Source organism: bacterium (genome assembly GCA_029210965.1).
In the GTDB taxonomy this organism is placed as follows: domain Bacteria; phylum BMS3Abin14; class BMS3Abin14; order BMS3Abin14; family BMS3Abin14; genus JALHUC01.
This window is the reverse complement of the sequence record JARGFZ010000034.1, coordinates 1-20,213: the sequence shown is the minus strand read 5'-3', so window position 1 is coordinate 20,213 and position 20,213 is coordinate 1. Positions and strand designations below refer to the sequence as shown.

Sequence of the window (20,213 nt, the reverse complement as noted above, 5' to 3'; positions counted from 1 at the left end):
GGCGAATCGGGGTGTAAAAACAAAAAAACAGGTCATTAAAAGGAACATAGTACTAAGATAACATTGAAGTAATGAAATACATGGAAGAGTATACGCGTTGGTGGTTTTATCACCGTTTCCCCGTTTCACCGACACCCCGTTTCGTCCCGTAGGGACAGGTTCCCACGGTTCAGTCGGAAGTCTTTGTGAACCGCACTCCCCCCTCACCTATTCCCGAGGTTGTAAGAATCTTTCCCTCCCCGGTGATGAGAACCCCCTCCGCTCCATCCCATTTTTCCAGCAAAGCAAGCCCCTTTTCAGGGCCCAATACGAAGGCTGCAGTAGCCAAAGCGTCAGCTGTGGCGCAGTCAGAGGAGATCACAGTTGTCCCCCGCAGCCCGCTATGAACAGGATATCCAGTGGAAGGATCCAGTATGTGATGGTAACGGATTCCCCCTTCCTCGAAATACCGTTGGTAATCCCCGGAGGTGGCTACCGCCGCTTCCTTTACTTCGAGAACCCCAGCCAGTTCCTGTGGGTTTTCCGGATCCTGCACGCCTATTTTCCAGTAACCCCGGCCAGGCCGCACCCCGAATGAGCGAAGGTCGCCCCCCGCGTTAACGATGCCTGCCTTGACTCCCGCCTCTTGTAAAACACTGACCGCCGCGTCAACAGCGTAACCTTTGGCCACACCTCCCAGGTCAAACCATATATCGAGTTTTTCCGGACAACACTGCCCGACAGGGACCCTTTTGTAGCCAGCCTTTTCAAGGGCCTGCTGAATTTCCTCCGGACCTGGAAGATGGGGATCGTCACGACCAAACCCCCATAGGTAAACCACCTCACCCAGGGTGGGGTCAAAGGCTCCCGATGCAGCCCTGGAAACATCCATGGCCGCTTCAAGGATCCGGGTAAGGTCTCCCTCGAGCCGGGCTCCCTTTCCCTGTCTTACCTGAAAAAGCGGCGATCCCTCTTCCGACGGATGTGCCGCCGCTTCAACTTGAAGTATCCTTTCAAAAGCCTGTCCGGCGGCGCCAGGTGCAGCCTCCTTGCCGGCATAGACCACCACATCCACAAGGGTGCCCATCATGAAACGGGTCTCACGGTGGGGCTGCGGATCGCTGCATCCCGAAAGGATAGCCAGGATCAGTAGAAACGACCCTAAAAAGAGGGATCGGTAACGGCTATCGCAGTTACGCCAGGGGGACAGACTAATCATCTTCCCCAAAAAGAGCGGTCCAGATCTTCATTTTCTTATCTTTCATCATGCAGGGGCCTGATCGACGGGGTTGATGGTGAGCAAACATACGCTGAAAGTTGATGGACTCGCAAAAAGTCCATCAAGGCGCCCCGTATGGGCGCCCAAATCAATGACTGCGGGTGTAAGTCATTGATTTGTAAGGAAAGTGAAAATGACACTTTTCACTTTCCGAGGAACAAAAAGCCAACAATGGACTTTTTGCGACCCTGAGAAAGTTACTCCTTCACCCCGTCAGTTGTCTACCCGTATTTCTCCCCCATGCCCCGTGACTGGTTGGGATACGATGCACCGCTTATGACCCACAGGAAAATCATATCAGGGTCACCGCTGAGGATGCGGGAAAACCCATGTCCGCGGCGGCTATTCATTTGGGGAAACCTGATAATTCAAGGCTGGCATCAGGACAGAAACGATCTGGGACGGGATTTAAAGCGAAGGTTCCGGCATGGCCGGGCATCAGCTCTTCTGTATCTTCTCCTCTTCCTCCTGGCGAGTCTTGCACTCGACACAGAGAGTGGCCACAGGCCTGACCTCGAGGCGTTTAAACTCGATACCCTCCCCGCACTCATCACAGAGGCCGAAGGTGCCATCTTCAACCCTTTCGATGGCCTTGTCGATCTTGGATATGAGTTTTCTCTCACGGTCACGAATCCGAAGCAGAAAATTCCGATCTGTCTCCATGGAGGCTCTGTCGGTAGGATCGGCAAACTGCGTCTTTTCGGACGTCATTCCGTCCACCGTTCTGGTGGCTTCCTGGACCAATTCCTCTTTCCAGGCCTTCAGTTTTTCAGTAATTATTTTTAGTTCTTTTTCTTTCATCACAGTCCTCAATGAGTCCCATCGCAAATATAACGTTTTTTGATACTGCATTTAAGGAGAGGTGTCAACAAATCAGGTGCGCCTGTTATATGCACCTGATTTGCAGAATGCAGAAGAAAGCATGTAATTACCTGACGGCAAAGCATAATTCGTAAACACGTTTTTTTGCTCTACGTATTACATTCTTTGCTCTACGTATTACATTCTACGTTCTACATTCCACATTCTGCGTTCCCTGTCCGCCATAGCCTTGGCGACGGCGGATGCGTTCTACTCTATTGACACTCACCCATTCCCCGTATATCAAAAGGGGCATGAAAACTATAATGCGTACCTTGACCATCATATCCGCCGTGATCCTTCTTGCCGGCTCAGCCGGCGCCGATCCTTCCTCCTTCCCGAGCAACGGCATTGACGCCCAATCCCTGGGCAGGGGCGGGACGGTAATCGCCTGCCCTCCGGGCATATGGAGCGCTTTCGGCAATCCGGCGACTCTCACCCCCGAAGGTTATTTCGTTCTGGGGGTCGATTATGTGGACAAGAAGAACACCCCGAAAGGCTCCTGGGGCCTGTCTATTTTAGATACCAGTTCGGCCATGAGGGGCGCTGTCTCCTACTATACGGACCCCGAATTCGCCGGTTTCCAAAATCAGATGTGGGGCGTTTCCTTCTCCCAGACACTGATGCCCTCCCTCTACCTGGGCGAGAGTTTCCACATGGGAGATTACGAACCAGAGGCACCCCCGGGAGGTGAAAAAAGCCTCAGCGCGGTGGACGCCGGTCTCCTTTACAAGATGGGCTCCAACGTCTCCATCGGATACGTTGTGCGCAACCTGTTCCCCAATGACAGCGACCTTCTGAAACAGTACAGCGGGTTTGGCATAGGCCTGCAGTTTCCCATGACCCTCTACTTCGCGGCCGACTACGAGGAAGAGTCGGACCCGTTGTACAGCGGCGAGAATAACCTTCGGACCGGTATCGAGTTTACGCCCTTCAAGAAGATCACCGGACGACTGGGTTATCAGGACCTTGCCAACGGCACCACCTACCTGACAATGGGCATCACATATACTGACATGAACGGCACCGTGGACGCCGGTATCCTTTACAACGACCAGACAGACAAAACGGACAGGGTAGTCCTCGGGTTGTCGATGAGAATGCAGTAAAGGCAGAATGTAGAATGTAGAACGTAGAAGGAAATCCTTACACTTCTTGGCAACACAGCAGGAAATTGGACTGCCTTTTCCACATTCCACATTCCACATTCTACATTTTAGATTCTGAATTCTGTTTTCCGGCAGCCTCCCCTCCTGCCGCCCCTCCTGTCAACGCTCCTTGTACACATTTTCAGCCTGTAGTATGCTTTTATGTTATTTCGTTACCATTAGATTTGAGGAAATCACAATGCGCATCCATGCCATTTCCATAAGTAAGACCAAGGGGGTCCGAAAGGACAACGTGACCAGTGCCGTCCTGCGCCCCGACCATGGTATCGTTGGCGATGCCCATTCTGGAAATTGGCACCGTCAGGTCAGCCTCCTGGCTAAGGAAAGCATCGAAAAGATGATTGAGCGTGGCCTTGCGGTAGGGCCAGGAGATTTTGCTGAGAACATCACTACTGAGGGGATCGATCTCGTAGCGCTGCCCATTGGAGGGCGCCTGCGCATGGGGGGAGATGTTCTTGTGGAGGTTACCCAGATCGGCAAAGAGTGCCACGATCGCTGCGCCATCTACCATGAGGCCGGCGATTGCGTCATGCCCCGTGAAGGGATTTTCGTGAAGGTTCTCACCGGCGGGACTATCAACCTCGGCGATCCCCTCATCCGACCGAAGAATAATGAACAAGATGAAAGTTAAAGCCGGGGTCCTCACTCTGAGCGACCGGGCGTCCAGGGGAGAATACGAAGACCTGAGCGGTCCTGCTATCGTGGAGTGCCTCGAAGGCAGGCCGGAATTCGATGTAGCGTGGGATCGTGTCGAGATCCATCCTGATGAAGAGGATACAATCTCCGGGATCCTCAGAAACTGGTCCGATGAGGACAACCTCGATCTGATCCTCACCACCGGAGGCACCGGACCGGCACCCAGAGATCGGACACCTGAAGCAACGAGGGCTGTGCTGGAGTTTGAGATCCCGGGGATCCCCGAGGCTATGAGAGCCGCCGTGCGCGACCGGGTACCCACCACAGCACTCACCAGGGGTATCGCCGGGGTCAGAGGCCACACTCTCATCATCAACCTCCCGGGGAGCCCAAAAGCCGTTCGGGAGAGCATGGAGGTCCTTTTCGGCTTCCTTGAGCATCTGCTGTTAAAGATCAAGGGCGATCCATCGGAATGCGGAGGAGAATAATGCAGGACGCAGGACACAGGACGCAGGACGCAGTAAAAACCCGGATAACGGTTTGTGTCTGCCTTTCTGCGTGCCGCGTGCTGCGTGCTGCGTGCTAATGGTTATGTCCGGCATATTCATTACCTTCGAGGGCATTGAGGGGTCGGGGAAATCGACCCTTATAAACAACGTGGCGGCCGCCTTGCGCCGGTCAGGACAGAATCCGCTCATGACAAGGGAACCGGGAGGCACACCCCTCGGTGTCGCACTGCGCAAGGTCCTTTTAAACCCCGAAATGGAGAAACTCGGGTCCATGGCTGAACTCATGCTATTTGCCGCTGACCGCGCTCAACACGTTTCCCAGGTCATCCTCCCCGCTCTTGAAGCAGGGCAGATCGTATTGTGCGACAGGTACTCGGACGCAACCATCGCCTACCAGGGCCAAGGCAGAGGGATCCCTCTTGATGTGATCACCACCATTGACAACTATGCCAGGAGCGAAGCTGTACCCCACATGACAATACTGCTGGATCTTCCTGCCGAAACAGGATTGACACGGGCAAGGACCAGGAACAAAGAATCCATGGATAGCTCCGAATCGAGGATCGATGAGGAGACGATGGCCTTTCACCAAAGAGTGCGGGAAGGCTACCTCATGCTCGCAGACCAGGAGCCGGAACGGTTCCTGGTTATAGATGCCCGGGAAAAACCGGACCGAATGACGGAACTTGTAATGGATGGATTCCGATCGAGGTTTCCTGATGCTCTTTGATTCGATAAGGTCCCAGGAAGGGCCGGTATCCATACTGAAGAAAGCACTCTATCACGGGAGGGTCCCGACGGCCTATCTCTTCACGGGACCACCTGGATGCGGGAGGATGATGGCAGCCCTGGCCACCGCGGCCAGTCTCAACTGCCAATCGGGAGCTATAGCGTGTGGATCGTGCTCATCCTGTCTTCTGTATTCCGCCGGCAACCACCCGGATCTGTACCTCATTGGACTGCCGGAGGGGAAACGTCAGATCGTTATTAAGCAGATCCGAGAACAGATCCTCGCGCGGGCTTATCTGAAACCGATGAGCGGCAAAACATCCACTTTCATTGTTCAGGACGCGCATCTCATAAATATGAACGCTTCCAACGCCTTTTTGAAGACGCTGGAGGAGCCGCCGGCAACCTCCCATTTCATACTCATCGCCACTGACCGGGACTCGGTCCTGCCCACGATCTCTTCCAGGTGCCAGACACTGGCCTTTTCTCCCCTGCCCCGGCTGGTCGTCGAGGATATCCTGTTGAAAGAAGGCATCCAAAAGTCCCAAGCGTCGCTCCTGGCAGCCATGGCAAAGGGAAGTGTGAAAAAAGCCCTTGCGTACCAATCCACTGGGGCCCTGGAGGAAATGGCCGGAGAGTTTGAGCCCCTTTCCTCCCTCCACAACTATGGAGTGGGACAGCTGCTGGACCTGGCGCAGCGATGGGGCCGGAACCGGCAGGACGCTCTCGGTGTGCTGGAGTTCATGGCACAATGGTATCGGGACATGTTGATCCTGTTCGAGGGGGTCCCGGAGGATCAGGTGATCCACGTTGCCCACATTCAGGAGCTTAAAAAAGGAGCCGACAGCATCGGAGGAGTGAATCTGGCCTCGATCCTCGAATCGGTGGAAGATGCGCGAGAAGCTATTGAAGCCAACACGAACGTACAACTGACCCTCGACACCCTGCTTCTCAGGGTTCGTAACCATACATTACCAACAGAAAAGAGTGCCTAGATGGATAACTCCAACGATAACGACAAAACGATAGACAACATAACCTCGACCCAAACGGATGTTCCCGATGCCCATGAGCCAATACTGCCGGAGCGTGTCATGGAACCGGCCGACACCGGGGTTGACACAGACAAGGACATCGCAAGGGATGATGAAGCGGCTGTTTCCGAAGCGCCTGTGGCCGAGGAGTCCGGGGAGCCTTCAGAAGATCCTGCCCAGGAACTATCACCAGATGAGGTGAGGACAGCCCTGGTGGCGATCCGTGGCCAGAACCGGTCCGCCCATTTCAACGCCGGGGAGCACACCCTCAAGCAGGGCGATGAGGTGGTAATACAAACCGAACATGGGAAGGCCATTGGCACCGTCCTGGAACCCCCTGTACTTCTACAATGCAAGGGCTGCAAACAGCTGAAAATACTAAGAAAAGCCACCCCTGAAGATGTCAGCAGAGATGCAGAGAACCGGGAGCTTGAAAAGAAAGCCTCCGAGTACTGCACCAAAACTATCGAGGAGTGGGAGATCCCCATGCGTCTGGTCCAGGTGGAGTTCCTCCTGGACCGCTCCAAGGCTGTCTTTTACTTCACCGCCGAAAAAAGGGTGGACTTCAGAGAACTCGTACGAACCCTTGCCCGTGAATTCTCCACACGCATCGAGATGAAACAGATAGGGATACGGGACGAAGCCAGACTCCTTGGAGGAGTAGGACCTTGCGGCATGGCCTTTTGCTGCAGCACTTTCCTCAAAGAGTTCGCTCCCATATCTGTAAAGATGGCCAAGGAGCAGAACGTCATATTAAATCCCAACAAGATCTCCGGAGGATGCGGCCGTCTGCTTTGCTGTCTCAACTACGAATACGAGCAGTACAAGGAAGCTTCACGAGGCGTGCCGAAGATAGGCAAGAAGGTAAACCTTCCTGAAGGGACAGGTAAGGTTCGATCAGTGGATATATTCAGCCGGACGGTGACCATCGACATGACCGATGCCAAACCGTTAGTGATGGACATCGATGAACTGCGGGAGAAACTGAAATGAGCGAAAACACCTTCTACGTGACAACACCTATTTACTACGTCAACGACGTACCTCACATCGGGCACGTTTACACTACCGTGGCTGCAGATGTGATATCCCGTTATATGAGAATGTCCGGGCGCAAAGTCATGTTCCTCACCGGAACAGACGAACACGGCCAGAAAGTGGAACAGGCGGCCCGGGACAGGGGCAAAACACCCCAGGAGCATTGCGACGAGATGGTGGTTCGCTTCCAGGACCTCTGGAGGCGCTTTAACATCTCCAACGACGACTTCATCCGCACCACCGAGGAACGCCACATCAAGGTCGTTCAGCATTTTCTTCAGAAACTCTTCGACAGCGGTGACATCTACAAGAGTTCCTACTCGGGTTGGTACTGCGTTCCCGATGAACGGTTCTGGACCGAGAAGGACCTGGATGATGGCCACTGTCCGGATTGCGGTCGGGAAGTTGTTCAGATAGAGGAGAGCAACTACTTCTTTAAAATGAGCAAATATCAGGATTGGCTCATCAAGCACATCGAGGACAACGCCAACTTCATAAGACCTGAGACGCGCCGTAACGAGATGCTGGGGTTCCTCCGCAAACCTCTGGAGGACCTCTGTATCAGCCGACCCAAAAGCCGCCTGAACTGGGGGGTCGAGATCCCCTTCGACGCCGATTATGTCACCTACGTCTGGTTCGATGCCCTCATCAACTACGTCACCTCACCCGGATATACAACAGACGATGAAAGGTTCGCGGCGTTCTGGGCCAACTGCACCCATCTTATCGGTAAGGACATCCTGACGACCCACACCATTTACTGGCCCACCATGCTCAAAGGGGAGGGACTGGCCCCTCCCGCGAGAGTATTCGCCCACGGCTGGTGGACCATCGAGGGGCAAAAGATGTCCAAGTCGGTGGGCAACGTGGTGGAACCGAACCTGCTTCTGGATAAGTACGGAGCAGATGCCATCCGCTATTTCCTCCTGCGGGAGGTTCCCTTCGGGCTGGATGGCGATTTTTCCCACCCGGCTTTGGTGGGACGGATCAACTCGGACCTCGCCAACGACATAGGGAACCTTCTCCAGCGCTCTCTCGGGATGCTGGAAAAATACAGGGATGGCGTGATCCCCCCCGCACCTGACGATTCTAAAATGGGAGATCTTTCCATGGCTTTCGTTAAGGCTTCCCACAAGGCAGTGAATGAACTGGACGAGCACATGGCAGCCCTGTCTTTCGACCGCGCCCTGAAGGCGGTGTGGGAGTTCATCGGAGCGGCCAACAAATATATTGACTCGGCCGCACCGTGGACACTCGCCAAGGAGGGTAAGGAAGCCAAGCTGGATTCAGTAATGTACACCCTCTTCGAAGCTATCCGTCAGATAGCCGTGATGATAAACCCGTTCATGCCGGAGACTGGACAGAAAATGTTCCGACAGCTGGGGATCCCCCGGGAAAAAGACCTTCACACGATCACCTCCCTTGAAAAGTGGGGCGGGTTGCCTGGGGGTACAAAGACCTTCAGGGGGCCGGCTCTGTTTCCGAGGATAGAGGAAAAAGAAGATAAGAAGGATGAAGGAGGAAGGATGAAGAAAGAACCACAAAAGACCGACAACGTTATTGGTATCGAGGATTTCGCCAAAGTCGAGCTCGTCACCGGTAAGGTCCTGGAAGCCGAAGCGGTACCGAAATCCAAAAAACTTATACGTATGATCGTTGACACGGGAGAAAAACGCCAGATCGTTGCCGGTATTGCCGAATATTATGAGCCGGACGATCTTGTGGGAAGAACGATAGCCGTGGTGGGAAACCTTGCACCGGCCAAACTCATGGGCGTCGAATCCAACGGAATGCTGTTGGCCGCTCACGACGATAACGGCCTCGCCCTTGTGACCTTCGATAAGGAGGTGGGGGCGGGAGTGAGGATTAAATAGGGGAAGAGACAGCAGAAGAGGAGAAGAGGCGAAAAGGAGACCAAAACAAAGATTCATTCTCACATTCCCCTCTTCCCCTTTTCCCCTATTCCGGAATTTCCATGCAGGACTCAAAAGGACACATGACCTGATGAAACAGTACCTTATAGATTCCCATGCCCACCTGGAAATGCGCCAGTTCAAGTCCGATCTGGAACAGGTCCTTGAAAAGGCACATGCCGCCGGTGTTATTCACATTGTCACAGTAGGCTCGACCCTGCCCGAAAGCAGAAGGGCCCTCAAGATAGCGGAAAAGTTCAGGGAGGTTTCCGCTGTTGTAGGGATCCATCCCCACGACGCCCAGGATATGGATGAACTTGCCATGGAAGAACTGGGGAAACTTGCCCGACGCAAAAGGGTCGTAGGGGTTGGTGAGACTGGTTTGGACTTTTTCCGGGACCGCTCGCCGCGGGAGCTCCAGGAGGAATCGTTCCGTGGGCACCTCGCACTGGCAAAGGAGACCGGACAGCCTGTGGTTATACACGTCCGTGACGCTTATTCCAGGGCCCTGCAGATCCTGGAGGAGGAGGGTCTGCCGGAAAGAGGAGGTGTGGTTCACTGTTTTTCCGGGACCATCCAGGACGCTGAGGCGTTTTTGGCGATGGGCCTTTATCTGTCCTTTACCGGTACGATCACTTACGAGGGACGAAAAAACAGGGAATGGGCGGAAAGTGTCCTGTCACTGGTACCGTTGGAGCGTATGATGGTGGAAACCGATAGCCCCTACCTTACTCCTCACCCATTCCGGGGCCAGCGCAATGAACCGGCCTACGTCCATCTTGTAGCTGAGTACATCGCCGGAGTCAAAGGACTCTCGATCAGCGATGTGGGCCGGGTGACTACAAGGAACGCTGTGGAGCTTTTCCGCCTGCCTGTGGACCTCCCATCTTCCATACTGGCTTACACGATCAGGGATTCAGTCTACCTCAACGTAACCGGAAGCTGCACTAACTCCTGCACCTTCTGCCAGAGAAGTGTAAACCCCGTTGTCAAAGGACATAATCTGCGGCTCCAGCGTGACCCAACCCCTGATGAGATGATCAAGGCTTTGGAGGAAGAAGGGTGGCAGAACCGATCTGAGGTCGTCTTCTGCGGTTACGGAGAACCCACTATCCGCCTCCCCGAAGTTCTTCAGATGGCATCCAGGATCAAGGAGCTCAAGCCTTCCATGGATATCCGGTTGAACACCAACGGCCTGGCAAACCTCTACCACAGAAAAAATATCGTCCCTGAACTCACCTACGCCATCGATACTATCTCCATTAGCCTGAACGCCCAGGACGCCGACACCTTCGACAGGCTGTGCCGCCCCAGCGTAGGGCCAGACCCCTACGGATCGCTGCTGGACTTCTCCCGGAAATGCGTCGCCGCAGGCCTGGATGTGGTGCTGACAGTGGTAGCACATCCGGAAGTTGATATCGAGGTATGTCGGAAGATCGCGGTGGATATTGGCGCACGATTCAGAGTGAGAGAGTATAATGAAGTAGGGTAAGAGCAGGTTGTGGAACGTAGAACGTAGAAAACGAATTGTTGTTGCCTATATCGTTGTCAAAGGATTTTTGAGCATTTCTTCTGTGTTCTACATTCTGCATTCTGAAATATTATGGATCTCAATGCACTAAAAAAAGAATGTATAATTACCACCTTCCGGGCCAGCGGGCCCGGGGGGCAGCACAGGAACGTCACTGACTCGGCGGTCCGCCTCCAGCACATCCCCACCGGTATCATCGTCATCGGGCGGCGCCAGCGCTCCCAGCACCGGAACATGGAGGATGCGCTGGAACGTCTTGTCCGCAGGATCGAAGAGAGTAAAACACCCAGGAAAAAAAGGGTTCCCACACGGAAGTCCAGGTCGGTGCGAACCCGGGAACTGGAAGAGAAGAAAAAGCGCGGGGATGTAAAAAAGTTGAGGGCAAAAATCGACGCATAATTATTGGTAAAGGGGTGCGGTATTTTTCTTTCCTCCCTTGAACCTTGGAGCGATAAGAGATAACCTCACACTCATGGACCAGATCGATCATTAATTTCAGTCAGATAAGACTATAAGGGGGCTGCATGAGTGAAAAACAGGGAATATTCAATAACCTCAAAAACGGGCAAACATGGCTCCGTGGAATGTTCATGATTCTGTTCGCGATTATCTACAGCGTGACGGAGGTCATCGTATTTGTGGTGATCCTCCTCCAGTTCTTCTTTGTTGTGTTCACCGGCCGCCAAAATATCCGACTCAAGGAGTTCGGTGAAGGGCTGTCTATATTCATCTATCAGATAATGAGCTACTGGACATACAACTCGGAGGAAAGGCCTTTTCCCTTTGCTAAATGGCCCGGAGAAGATGAGACATAGTCTCATCTCCTCAGTGCGAAGTGCGGAGGGCGCAGGGCGAAGTTAAATATGACACGGGAAGAAGTGCTCACCCCGCGTCTCCCCTTCACCCCTTCACCGCGTCGGATAACCACACAAACAGGAGGGCCGCCCCCACGGTCCTCTTTTTGCGAGGTAAACAATATTGAATTCCGGAACATCAAAGCACATTCCCTTCAGCGGGATAGCGCTCCTGCTTTTCATTTGCCTCATATGGGGCGGAAACATGGTTTCCATAAAGATTGGCAACATTGGTTTTCCGCCCATGGGCGCTGCCACCGTCCGATCCATGATAGCGGCCACGCTCCTGTGGGGACTTGCCACCGCCAGGGGCAAGTCGGTGTGGATGAAAGGGCCAGACATCAGGTTTGGCGTAACGATCGGCATTCTCTTCGGTCTGGATTTCCTGTTTCTGTACTGGGGGACATCCTATACCGTGGCGTCCCGGGCGGTCATTTTTCTCTATACTCATTCTTTCTGGGCAGCCATCGGGGCACACTTATTCCTCAAGGGCGACCGCCTGACACCTGTCAAAACCTCCGGCCTTGTGATCTCATTTCTGGGCGTGGTCCTGGTCTTCGGGGTAAAGTCAGTGAACCTGCCACCGAACTACTGGATAGGCGACCTTCTCGAGGTTGTGGCGGCTTTGTTCTGGGCGGCAACGACGGTATATATCAAATGGTCCACCGGAAAGCGCCCTTTCGACCACTACCAGACACTTTTTTCCCAGCTCTTTTACTCCATCCCGGTGCTGGCAGTGGGCTGGTTGATCCTGGATCTGGGTAAGCCGGTAGTCCTGTCAGCTCCTGTTCTCGGAGCCCTTTTTTACCAGAGCGTCGTTGTGGCCTTTATCTGTTACCTTCTCTGGTTCTGGATGATCCACACTTATCCGGTGGGCCGACTGGTTTCCTTCCTGTTTCTGGTTCCTTTGTTTGGAGTTTTGCTGAGTGGGGTTATTTTAGGGGATCCCCTGCCCTTGCAGCTTTGGCTTGGACTTATATGTGTTGCGGGGGGGATATACCTCGTGAATAGACCGCAACAGGTTTAGTACGGCCCTCAATAACACATCATCTGCTGCGTTATCACCCTTCGGAAAGCCTCGACGTATGTCGCCATATACGCCTTCCGCCGTCGCTCTCCGAGCTATGGCGTGACAAGCCGGTGTTTCTCGGGACTCTGGCCTTGCATCTACCACACTCTAGCGAACCGATAAGCACAGTTCATCCAAGTGCGACTTACAACTGCCAATCCTCATCCCGCCATAAGCGGGACTCCGCGTTCAGTGTGTGGGGTGTGGGGTCTAGTGTCCAGGGTCTAAAACCCAAGACTCAAGCTAGATTTCCTCTGCGTCCTTCGCGGTCTCTGCGTTTCAAAACATCGCATTTATAGCAACTGGATTCCGGACAAGGCGGTATCTAAGTATGCAGGTTTCGAGGTGTCCAAGAAAAAATTCCGGCCGGTGGCCGGGAGTTGGATGTCGGATTTCGGGGATCTTGATTTACGGTTTTGCCTAGATACGTAGATACCTGGATACAGTTCTGCCCGGAATGACCCGTCTTCGTCCTTCGGACTGCGCCGCGGCAAGCTGGCGGTGCTGGTTTTCCTATATCCCCTTTACCCCCTTCATCCCTGTTAGAAACGCGAATTTCAAATCTCAGATCTCAAATCTCAAAAACCCGAGATCGCTTCACATGGCTGATGGTTCGCGATGACTGCGTGTATTTCCAAGATTCACGCTCCACGCACGCACCCTCCACGCACGTACGAGATCTTTTCCCCAATCTCCCTCTCGCCCCCTCCAGTTCTTTACCCGCGTCTGACGATTTCCCTGTTATTTCTTCAATCACAACCCTGATAACCACAACCCCGGTGAGATCCACTTCGGAAAAATCGAACTCCTTATCCGAGTACTGACTCATCAGGATGGACATGCCCTTTTCCTTCTCTTTCCTGACGTTAATGACCTCGGCTTTACCAGTTCCGGTGACGCTGCTGTACTTTGCCGTCCAGGAACAGGCCTTTTCACCTTTGATGAGGATGTTTCTGGCAATGATGCTGAAACAGACATCCGGGTTCTTTCCAAGGATATCTATCTTCCTGCCTTCAGGCGCCGAATGGAAGTACAGCGCCCCGTCCGCATAACCGAAGTTCATGGGGACAACATAAGGTTTTCCGTCGTCCACCATGGAAAGATGGCAGATCTCACTGCTGCTCAGGAGGGACTCGAGTTCGGCGGGGTCGGTTATTTGTTTGTCAGAGCGGCGCATGGTACTCCCTTTAGCAGAATGTAGAATGCAGAATGTAGAACGTTGAATAAAGCATTGATGCTACTCCACATTTCTCTTCAAAGCCGATTTGTACGAAAATAGCATTTTACTGATCTCGGTCAGGAGGCAATCCAGTTCGGCTTTTTCACCATAACCCAGATCTCGAGCCAGGATAAGATAATATTGGCAGTTTTCAAGAGAACTGTGGGCTATTTCCATATATCTGTGCGTCTCAGCTTTTGATCTTTTCCTGAAGCCTTCAGCGATATTGGCTGCTATGGAAATTACGGCTCTTTTTAATTGCACAGTTAATCCATAAACCTCAGTGCGTGGAAAATGTTCTGTGAATTCATAAGTATTTAATACAAAATGATTTGGATGATCAGAGGGATGCAGACTGGGATCTAAACTTCTACGTTCTGCATTCAACATTCTACATTCAATTACTACTTTCCCCCAAGGAGCCTTCTTCCATGAAAAGATGTGTTTATCTCCTCCTCCCCGTTTTCTTCCTTCTAACCACCCCCCAACATTCCTTTGCCGGTTTCTTTGATGACCTGATCAAGCAGGTGACAAAACCCAGGGAAAGCAAGGAGGACACCTTTATTGCCGGCCTCAAAGAGGCCCTCGATATCGGAACAAAGAACGCCGTCTCCAAAGTTTCCACAGAGAACGGTTATTTGGACAACCTGAACATAAAGATACCGGTACCGGAAAAGCTTGAGGATGTGGAAAAACTGCTTCGAAAGATCGGAATGGATGACCGCGTTGACGAGTTTGTTCTCAGCATGAACAGGGCCGCTGAGAAGGCCGCTCCCCAGGCGGTGGACATCTTCGTGGGGGCCATCCGTGACATGACCGTGGTGGACGCCTACGGGATCGTGAAGGGGGACGAGAGGGCCGCCACCTCCTATTTCCAGGGCAAGACCACAGATAACTTATATGGGCTTTTCAGACCTGTGGTCACTGAATCCATGGCCCAGGTGGGGGTCGTTCAGAGCTACAAGCGGATGATGGACAAGTACAACTCCATTCCCTTCGTAAAGAAGATCCATGTGGACCTTGAAGACTACGTCACTGATGAAGCTCTGGGGGGCCTTTTCTTCATGGTAGGTGAAGAGGAAAAAAAGATCCGCAAGGACCCGGCGGCCAGGGTGACGAAGCTGTTGGAGGAAGTGTTTGGAAATTAAAGGCAGCACGCAGAACGCAGGACGCAGCACGCAGTAAAACTCTTTAGCATATTTTGCTGAAAAATAGCGAAAATCCTTGATTGGCAACAGATTTGCAGTACTTCTTCTGATGGCAATTTGAAAGATAAATTGACGTCGCAGTTCACTCGAGCGGCGGTATCCGTTCCTGCCAACATCGCAGAGGGATACAGGAAAAAATCAACCCGGGATAAACACCGTTACATGGAAATAGCCCTCAGTTAGCTCACATCTCATCACCATCATGAATAATGCGGGCTAGAAGAGTGCAGGTATTATCTGATCCTGGTCGCCGACCTGGGTTATGGTAATATCGGTGAACTGGAGCAATTGTTAACGGAAGTGAGCAGAATGTTGTATGGATATAAAGCTACCCTTAAGAAGTAATAACACTTTGAAGATTTAAACTGCGTGCTGCCTGCCCGGAGCCACCATGCCTGACAAACCCACCAGTATCCAATCCATCCTCGCTATCCTCCACTCAATGGAGTCAGAAGAAAACCGCTCCGGCATGGCTCGTTTTGGTATAAACATTGACAATGCCCTAAGTATCAAAGTCACCGATCTACGCAAGCTGGCGCGGCAGGTGGAAAAGAGCCATGATCTGGCTTTGCAGCTCTGGGAAACCGGGATCCACGAAGCCCGCCTTCTGGCCACCATGATCGACGAACCTTCTGCCGTTACCGGGCAGCAAATGGAAAACTGGGCTTTGAGGGCGATCGGTAAAAAAATCCGGCCATCTGGAGTAAGGCCATGGCCACAATAAAAAAAATCGAAGGGCGGAATTCACCCAGTGCTCGATGGATCGAGGCTGATGCCAGACGTGAACTGTCCCGCGTCGGGGATGAACGGGGATGGGAATAAGCCATGTTCAGTATCCGAAGTTTAGTCATCTTCATGTTCCTTTTAACTTCACTGCTCATCGGTTGCGAAGGTAATCAGACCGAAAATGGGAAGGAAACTTCCACCGGACCCGGTGGAGTGAAGATGGGGATGACCAGACCGGAGGTTATTCAGACCCTGCTGGAGGAGGTTCAGCTTCTTCAGATGTCCGGCCAGGTCACCAACCCCTACGCCACACGGTACGTCAGGAATATTGATGGAGAATCGATGGAGGTCATGTATTATTATACAGGGATGAAAAAGGGGGATGATCTGGTTACCGAGGACGAACTGTTACCGATCATCATGAAGTCTGGTGCTGTAACCGGTTGGGGTTGGAATACGCTTGAGGATCTGGTCGGCTTCCGGCCCGTCCCTGCTCCCAGGGACGCTACCGAATTGGCACCCCTCCCGGAAGAGAAACCGGGAAAGGAGTAGAAATGTGAAAAGTACTCTTTATAACTGTGCTGCTGTTGTGCGCCGCCACCGCTGCGTATGCGGCCGTAGTGGGCTATAGCCTTCCTGTCCCGGGAGTCGTTTGAGGGAGCACAGCCGCGAGGGCCCGGCGGGCCGTCGAACCTATTGAGGGCGTATCAGAGGTGAAGGCCGACATAACGAGCCACACCTTGACAGTGCGCTTTGAGGATACTGGGGCAGACCTGGAAATGACCACCAAGGCGCTTAACGATGTGGGTTATACTGTTGGAGAAGCTGAAGAGATCAAGGAATAACCGCCTGACACGGGGACTCGGAGACTCGCGGACACGGAGAGTGGGAATTCTACACCGCGTCTCCCCATCACCGCGTCTCCGCGTCATGAAGGCTTCTTGCATGAAGGGAGTAAGGCCATGAAACACAATATGGGAAAAACGGATCGTGTGGTACGGACCACAGTAGCTGCCGGGATATTCTATGCTCTCATCACGGGAGCGATGGGAGGACCCATTGCGGTGATCCTTGGGTTGCTCGCGGTGATGCTGGTTGCAACAGCTGTTTTCGGCTTTTGTCCACCTTACAGCTGGCTGGGGATCAAAACCTGCAAGTGCGACGAACACGATGAGGAGAAACCCGCACCGTCATGACGATGACTCGCTGAACAGGTGCTTCAGCGCAAACTGAAGGGGGCATACCGGGTAACCTGGTACGCCCCTTTCTTTATAATTTCCTGAAGAGTGATTTATGAACATGAGACGGGATCTTCCAAACTGGACATCGGGAGAGGTTACGCGTCCTATCGACGAGATAAAAAGCTATGTCCTTTCCGTGGGAGAAGCGGCGGTGGATATAGGAGTCTCCCTGTTCCTGCTTGTTATGATAGGGCGTTCCTACGGCCCCGGTGGACTTGGTGTCTATACCTTTCTCCTCTCAGCTTTTGTCATCGTCAGTTTCCTTGTGGAGTTCGGCGTTGGCAAGTACGCGGAAAGGGAGCTTGCTGTGGGAGGCGGGAAGGATGTCGACGGCCTGCTCGCCCGGACAAAGGGAGTGATCCTGATCTCCGGTCTTATGGGTGGCCTGGGGACTCTTGTATTGGGGAAATGGATCGTCGGCGCAAGCGTGGTTGGGAGCGGAGCCTGGCCGGGTTTCTGTGTGCTTGCCGTAGCGGTTCCCTTTAACCTTTATTCCGGTTTTCAGGCGTCTGTTCTCCACGGCAGGGGTGACCATGTCACCGCATCGAGGGCGGGGGTCGTAAAACGTCTTGTTCTGCTGGGTTCCGTATTTCTCCTCACAGGTACGGGGATCCGTCCCGATCTTCTGGTAACGGCATTTGTTTTCTCGGAGATCGCCCATATTCTCCTTGTAAAACGGGCTGTCCGTATGCCTTCCCTCACAGCAGCACTGGCAAGGCTGGGGACGGCAAGAGCCACCATCAGGGAAAGCCTGCGTTACTATTTTACACACGAGGGGTTGAGGGTCCTGTTCTTCGTGGATTTCTTTATTCTGGGGTTCTTTGTCTCGGCTGTTCAGGAGGGCTCTTATGCCGAAGCCTCGGTTCTGGCTCGCTTCTTTCTGATAATTCCACTGGGCGCCGCGCCCCTATACCGAGTGAGGGTATACCTATCTACCGGTAATGATCATATGAAGCTCTTTGCAGATTCACGGAGGACCGCGGCCCGGTTCTTTTCATTCCACGCTGTCATCGCGCTAACCTTTCTGCTGTACTTCCCCTATCTGCTGAGGGCTGTTTTCAGGGTCCAGGGGGATTTACCCATATCTTTCAAGATCTTCTCATTGCTTCTTCCCGGCCTTCTCCTTTTCTCCTCCACGGTCGTTCTGGAGCCTCTGTTTAATATAGACGGCCGGAAACAGGGACTGAACCGCATCGCTCTGAAGGTTTTCCTCATCAACGCGTTCCTGAACTTCTACCTGATCCCTTTCGCCGGAGTGTTCGGCGCGGCCATAGCCACGACCCTGTCCCTCGTTATTTACTTTTTCCTCTTTGCGCACGGGATCGGTGGTAAGGGAGAAATCCCCATTAAAGCCTATTTATTAAGCGGCACTCTGATATATGTCGCCTATCATATCCTGGATCCGGCACGCATGCCGGCCCTGCTGGTTATTCCCCTCATTGCCGTGGTGATGCCGCTGTTGTTTGGGGTGTTGGGACTTTATAGTCAGAATGTAGAACGTAGAATGTAGAACGCAGAATAAACTCTACATCTCTGAACTGTATGTATTTTCCATTGAAATTTTGGATCTGAGATCGGCTGCTATTTACTCTTTGCCAGAAGCAGCCGATTGGCCCATTTCCTTGCCAAACCAACAGGTTTGGTCTTCGGCTTAACCCCCGTGATCAGTTCCAGGATGTGATAGGTAGGGGTTCCCCTACTCAGAAACATGTTCTTACAGCCCATGCAGGAGGTGACGATGGACGCGCCGTAAGCCGCCATGGTGACCCTCTCGGCAAATTTAACGGTGAGGTCCGGGTCCTGAATGTTGATGCTCCCACCGTATCCGCAGCAGGCCGGCATCAGCTGCTCATCAACTTCATCTGTCATTGAGTGCCCGAGGATGGATGAGGTTTTCTCAGCGATCCCGTCAACGTGATAGACGGGGCAGGGATGGTGCAGGTAGAGATCTTCATCAGGAACAGACTTCAGCACGTCATCAGGAAGAACCTCGACAACGTGCCTTACATCAACCCCTTGCATATGTCTTTCGAAAACCTTTCGACAGTTAATGCACCCCACGATGAGTTTCTCGATCCCGGCATCTGATATCCGCTCACGTATGCGCTCGCACGCCGCCTGAACCGGCTGGATTTCCCCCATCTGGTAGAGGGGATCAAAGCAGCAGTCCAGTACCAGGCCCACCTCTTCATTCAGGAGTGATGTCAGCAGAGCACGAGTCGCCTCCACTGCCTCGGGACTGGTGCCCGCAAGGGAACAGCCGGGCCAGAAAGCGACCCGCTTGCTGTCGTAACGCAGGAAGGGGACGGCATGTCCTCTCTGGGCAAAACTTTTCGCTCCTTTCAGAGCCCTGGCAGCTTTTTCAGGCACTCTCCCCTCGGAGATGAGGCGTTGTTTGGTCTCAAAAAGAGCAGCGGAAGGGGAAAGCTCCAGGGGGCAGCGTTTGTCGCACCCCGTGCAGTTGGTGCAGAGAAACGCCAGCTGCGGTTTTTTGGCGATGATGTCCTCGGGGGAGCCGTACTTTTCCAAAAAAGGGCACACGGTTCCGCACTGGGTACAGGAAGAACAGGCGGTTATGAAGTCGGTGACGGTGTCGGACATGTGGGGGTTATAGCAATTGAGGGAGGTTTCGGGAAGGGAAAACGCTACGCTCACAAAAGAGGGGGCGAGGGGGGGATCAGATGCGGTGACCAACCTTCGCTAAAGCTACGGCTGGCAAGCGCGGAGACGCGGCGTAATCAAGTGCACGGGACGCGGAGACCCGCCTTCGCTAACGCCCACCGACCAGCTTCGGCGTGGCAAGCACGGGGACACGGGGGAAGGAGAGACGCGATTCCTGTAAAGGCGATCAAGGCTGCCTCACGCCCTTCCCTTCGACTGAGCTCAGGGCAGGCGACAAGCTCCCCTCGACAGGCTCGGGACAGGCAGGGCAGGCGGAGGACACAGAGAAAGTCTGAGAAAAAGCGAAACAGGGGGGAAAGAGCGGTTCAGGCACTTAGATACTTAGGCACGTAGATACTTAGACACGTAAGTCTTCCGGAATCCAGCCATTCCTGCCACGGCGTAGTTCTAAGAACGAAAACGGGTCATCGCGAGCCGAATCTTATGCGAAACGATGCCGGTTGCTATTAAAGCGATGTTTTTCACCACAGATGGGATGAAGTAGGCCGGTACCACCTGTCAACGGGATGCTAAAATAGCTCCCAACTTTTAACGGG

Annotated in this window: 22 protein-coding genes and 1 pseudogene; 18 read left to right on the top strand and 5 right to left on the bottom strand. The window is 53.3% G+C overall.

The window, feature by feature from the left end; genetic code table 11:
• Nucleotides 1-169: 169 nt before the first annotated feature.
• Nucleotides 170-1,198 carry an FAD:protein FMN transferase gene (locus tag P1S59_11290; protein MDF1526836.1) on the bottom strand — a complete coding sequence of 343 codons (1,029 nt, stop codon included), beginning with the start codon at nucleotides 1,196-1,198 and terminating at the stop codon, nucleotides 170-172.
• A 498-nt stretch (nucleotides 1,199-1,696) separates the two neighbouring features.
• Nucleotides 1,697-2,059, bottom strand: coding sequence for an RNA polymerase-binding protein DksA (gene dksA, locus P1S59_11285; GenBank protein MDF1526835.1), 363 nt, complete (start codon nucleotides 2,057-2,059; stop codon nucleotides 1,697-1,699).
• Between the two features lie 326 nt (nucleotides 2,060-2,385).
• On the opposite strand from dksA, the gene P1S59_11280 reads away from it, so the two are divergent.
• The 11 genes from P1S59_11280 (at nucleotide 2,386) to P1S59_11230 (ending at nucleotide 12,559) form a co-directional block, all read left to right on the top strand.
• The gene (locus P1S59_11280; protein MDF1526834.1) at nucleotides 2,386-3,228 is read left to right on the top strand and encodes a hypothetical protein; all 843 of its coding nucleotides are present in this window, start codon (nucleotides 2,386-2,388) and stop codon (nucleotides 3,226-3,228) included.
• A 238-nt stretch (nucleotides 3,229-3,466) separates the two neighbouring features.
• Nucleotides 3,467-3,919 (top strand): MOSC domain-containing protein, encoded by a 453-nt coding sequence (locus tag P1S59_11275; protein ID MDF1526833.1) that lies wholly within the window; start codon nucleotides 3,467-3,469, stop codon nucleotides 3,917-3,919.
• On the top strand, nucleotides 3,900-4,412 hold the full coding sequence (locus P1S59_11270) for a MogA/MoaB family molybdenum cofactor biosynthesis protein (GenBank protein MDF1526832.1): 513 nt from the start codon (nucleotides 3,900-3,902) through the stop codon (nucleotides 4,410-4,412). The genes P1S59_11275 and P1S59_11270 overlap by 20 nt, the downstream gene beginning before the upstream one ends.
• Nucleotides 4,413-4,515: 103 nt before the next feature.
• A complete protein-coding gene (tmk, locus tag P1S59_11265) occupies nucleotides 4,516-5,163 on the top strand; it encodes a dTMP kinase (GenBank protein MDF1526831.1) in 648 nt (215 codons plus the stop codon).
• Entirely contained in the window at nucleotides 5,129-6,157 is a 1,029-nt protein-coding gene (locus P1S59_11260; GenBank protein MDF1526830.1) for a DNA polymerase III subunit, read from the top strand. The genes tmk and P1S59_11260 overlap by 35 nt, the downstream gene beginning before the upstream one ends.
• Nucleotides 6,158-7,189: a stage 0 sporulation family protein gene (locus P1S59_11255; protein MDF1526829.1), complete on the top strand. Its 1,032-nt coding sequence runs from the start codon at nucleotides 6,158-6,160 to the stop codon at nucleotides 7,187-7,189.
• A complete protein-coding gene (gene metG / locus P1S59_11250) occupies nucleotides 7,186-9,108 on the top strand; it encodes a methionine--tRNA ligase (protein MDF1526828.1) in 1,923 nt (640 codons plus the stop codon). The genes P1S59_11255 and metG overlap by 4 nt, the downstream gene beginning before the upstream one ends.
• 130 nt (nucleotides 9,109-9,238) lie before the next feature.
• Nucleotides 9,239-10,639 (top strand): YchF/TatD family DNA exonuclease, encoded by a 1,401-nt coding sequence (locus tag P1S59_11245; protein ID MDF1526827.1) that lies wholly within the window; start codon nucleotides 9,239-9,241, stop codon nucleotides 10,637-10,639.
• A 111-nt stretch (nucleotides 10,640-10,750) separates the two neighbouring features.
• Complete coding sequence (locus P1S59_11240) at nucleotides 10,751-11,077, top strand: peptide chain release factor-like protein (protein ID MDF1526826.1); 327 nt, start codon at nucleotides 10,751-10,753, stop codon at nucleotides 11,075-11,077.
• A 125-nt stretch (nucleotides 11,078-11,202) separates the two neighbouring features.
• Nucleotides 11,203-11,493, top strand: a complete 291-nt coding sequence (locus P1S59_11235) for a DUF4389 domain-containing protein (protein MDF1526825.1) — start codon at nucleotides 11,203-11,205, stop codon at nucleotides 11,491-11,493.
• A 163-nt stretch (nucleotides 11,494-11,656) separates the two neighbouring features.
• Complete coding sequence (locus tag P1S59_11230; GenBank protein ID MDF1526824.1) at nucleotides 11,657-12,559, top strand: DMT family transporter; 903 nt, start codon at nucleotides 11,657-11,659, stop codon at nucleotides 12,557-12,559.
• A gap of 613 nt (nucleotides 12,560-13,172) precedes the next feature.
• Here P1S59_11230 and P1S59_11225 read toward each other — a convergent pair.
• Together P1S59_11225 and P1S59_11220 are read right to left on the bottom strand one after the other, a co-directional pair.
• Nucleotides 13,173-13,778, bottom strand: coding sequence for a pyridoxamine 5'-phosphate oxidase family protein (locus P1S59_11225; GenBank protein MDF1526823.1), 606 nt, complete (start codon nucleotides 13,776-13,778; stop codon nucleotides 13,173-13,175).
• 60 nt (nucleotides 13,779-13,838) lie between these two features.
• Nucleotides 13,839-14,210: a four helix bundle protein gene (locus P1S59_11220; protein MDF1526822.1), complete on the bottom strand. Its 372-nt coding sequence runs from the start codon at nucleotides 14,208-14,210 to the stop codon at nucleotides 13,839-13,841.
• A gap of 41 nt (nucleotides 14,211-14,251) precedes the next feature.
• On the opposite strand from P1S59_11220, the gene P1S59_11215 reads away from it, so the two are divergent.
• The 7 genes and pseudogenes from P1S59_11215 (at nucleotide 14,252) to P1S59_11185 (ending at nucleotide 18,505) form a co-directional block, all read left to right on the top strand.
• The gene (locus P1S59_11215) at nucleotides 14,252-14,968 is read left to right on the top strand and encodes a DUF4197 domain-containing protein (protein MDF1526821.1); all 717 of its coding nucleotides are present in this window, start codon (nucleotides 14,252-14,254) and stop codon (nucleotides 14,966-14,968) included.
• Between the two features lie 90 nt (nucleotides 14,969-15,058).
• A pseudogene (locus P1S59_11210) lies at nucleotides 15,059-15,373 on the top strand (four helix bundle protein).
• Nucleotides 15,374-15,419: 46 nt separating this feature from the next.
• Nucleotides 15,420-15,752: a DNA alkylation repair protein gene (locus P1S59_11205; GenBank protein ID MDF1526820.1), complete on the top strand. Its 333-nt coding sequence runs from the start codon at nucleotides 15,420-15,422 to the stop codon at nucleotides 15,750-15,752.
• Between the two features lie 101 nt (nucleotides 15,753-15,853).
• A complete protein-coding gene (locus P1S59_11200) occupies nucleotides 15,854-16,306 on the top strand; it encodes a DUF3192 domain-containing protein (GenBank protein ID MDF1526819.1) in 453 nt (150 codons plus the stop codon).
• Between the two features lie 161 nt (nucleotides 16,307-16,467).
• Nucleotides 16,468-16,599 carry a hypothetical protein gene (locus tag P1S59_11195; GenBank protein ID MDF1526818.1) on the top strand — a complete coding sequence of 44 codons (132 nt, stop codon included), beginning with the start codon at nucleotides 16,468-16,470 and terminating at the stop codon, nucleotides 16,597-16,599.
• A 117-nt stretch (nucleotides 16,600-16,716) separates the two neighbouring features.
• Complete coding sequence (locus P1S59_11190) at nucleotides 16,717-16,950, top strand: DUF2892 domain-containing protein (GenBank protein ID MDF1526817.1); 234 nt, start codon at nucleotides 16,717-16,719, stop codon at nucleotides 16,948-16,950.
• 97 nt (nucleotides 16,951-17,047) lie between these two features.
• On the top strand, nucleotides 17,048-18,505 hold the full coding sequence (locus tag P1S59_11185; GenBank protein MDF1526816.1) for a polysaccharide biosynthesis C-terminal domain-containing protein: 1,458 nt from the start codon (nucleotides 17,048-17,050) through the stop codon (nucleotides 18,503-18,505).
• A gap of 71 nt (nucleotides 18,506-18,576) precedes the next feature.
• On the opposite strand, the gene P1S59_11180 is transcribed toward P1S59_11185, so the two are convergent.
• Nucleotides 18,577-19,524, bottom strand: coding sequence for a (Fe-S)-binding protein (locus P1S59_11180; GenBank protein ID MDF1526815.1), 948 nt, complete (start codon nucleotides 19,522-19,524; stop codon nucleotides 18,577-18,579).
• Between the last annotated feature and the right edge of the window lie 689 nt (nucleotides 19,525-20,213).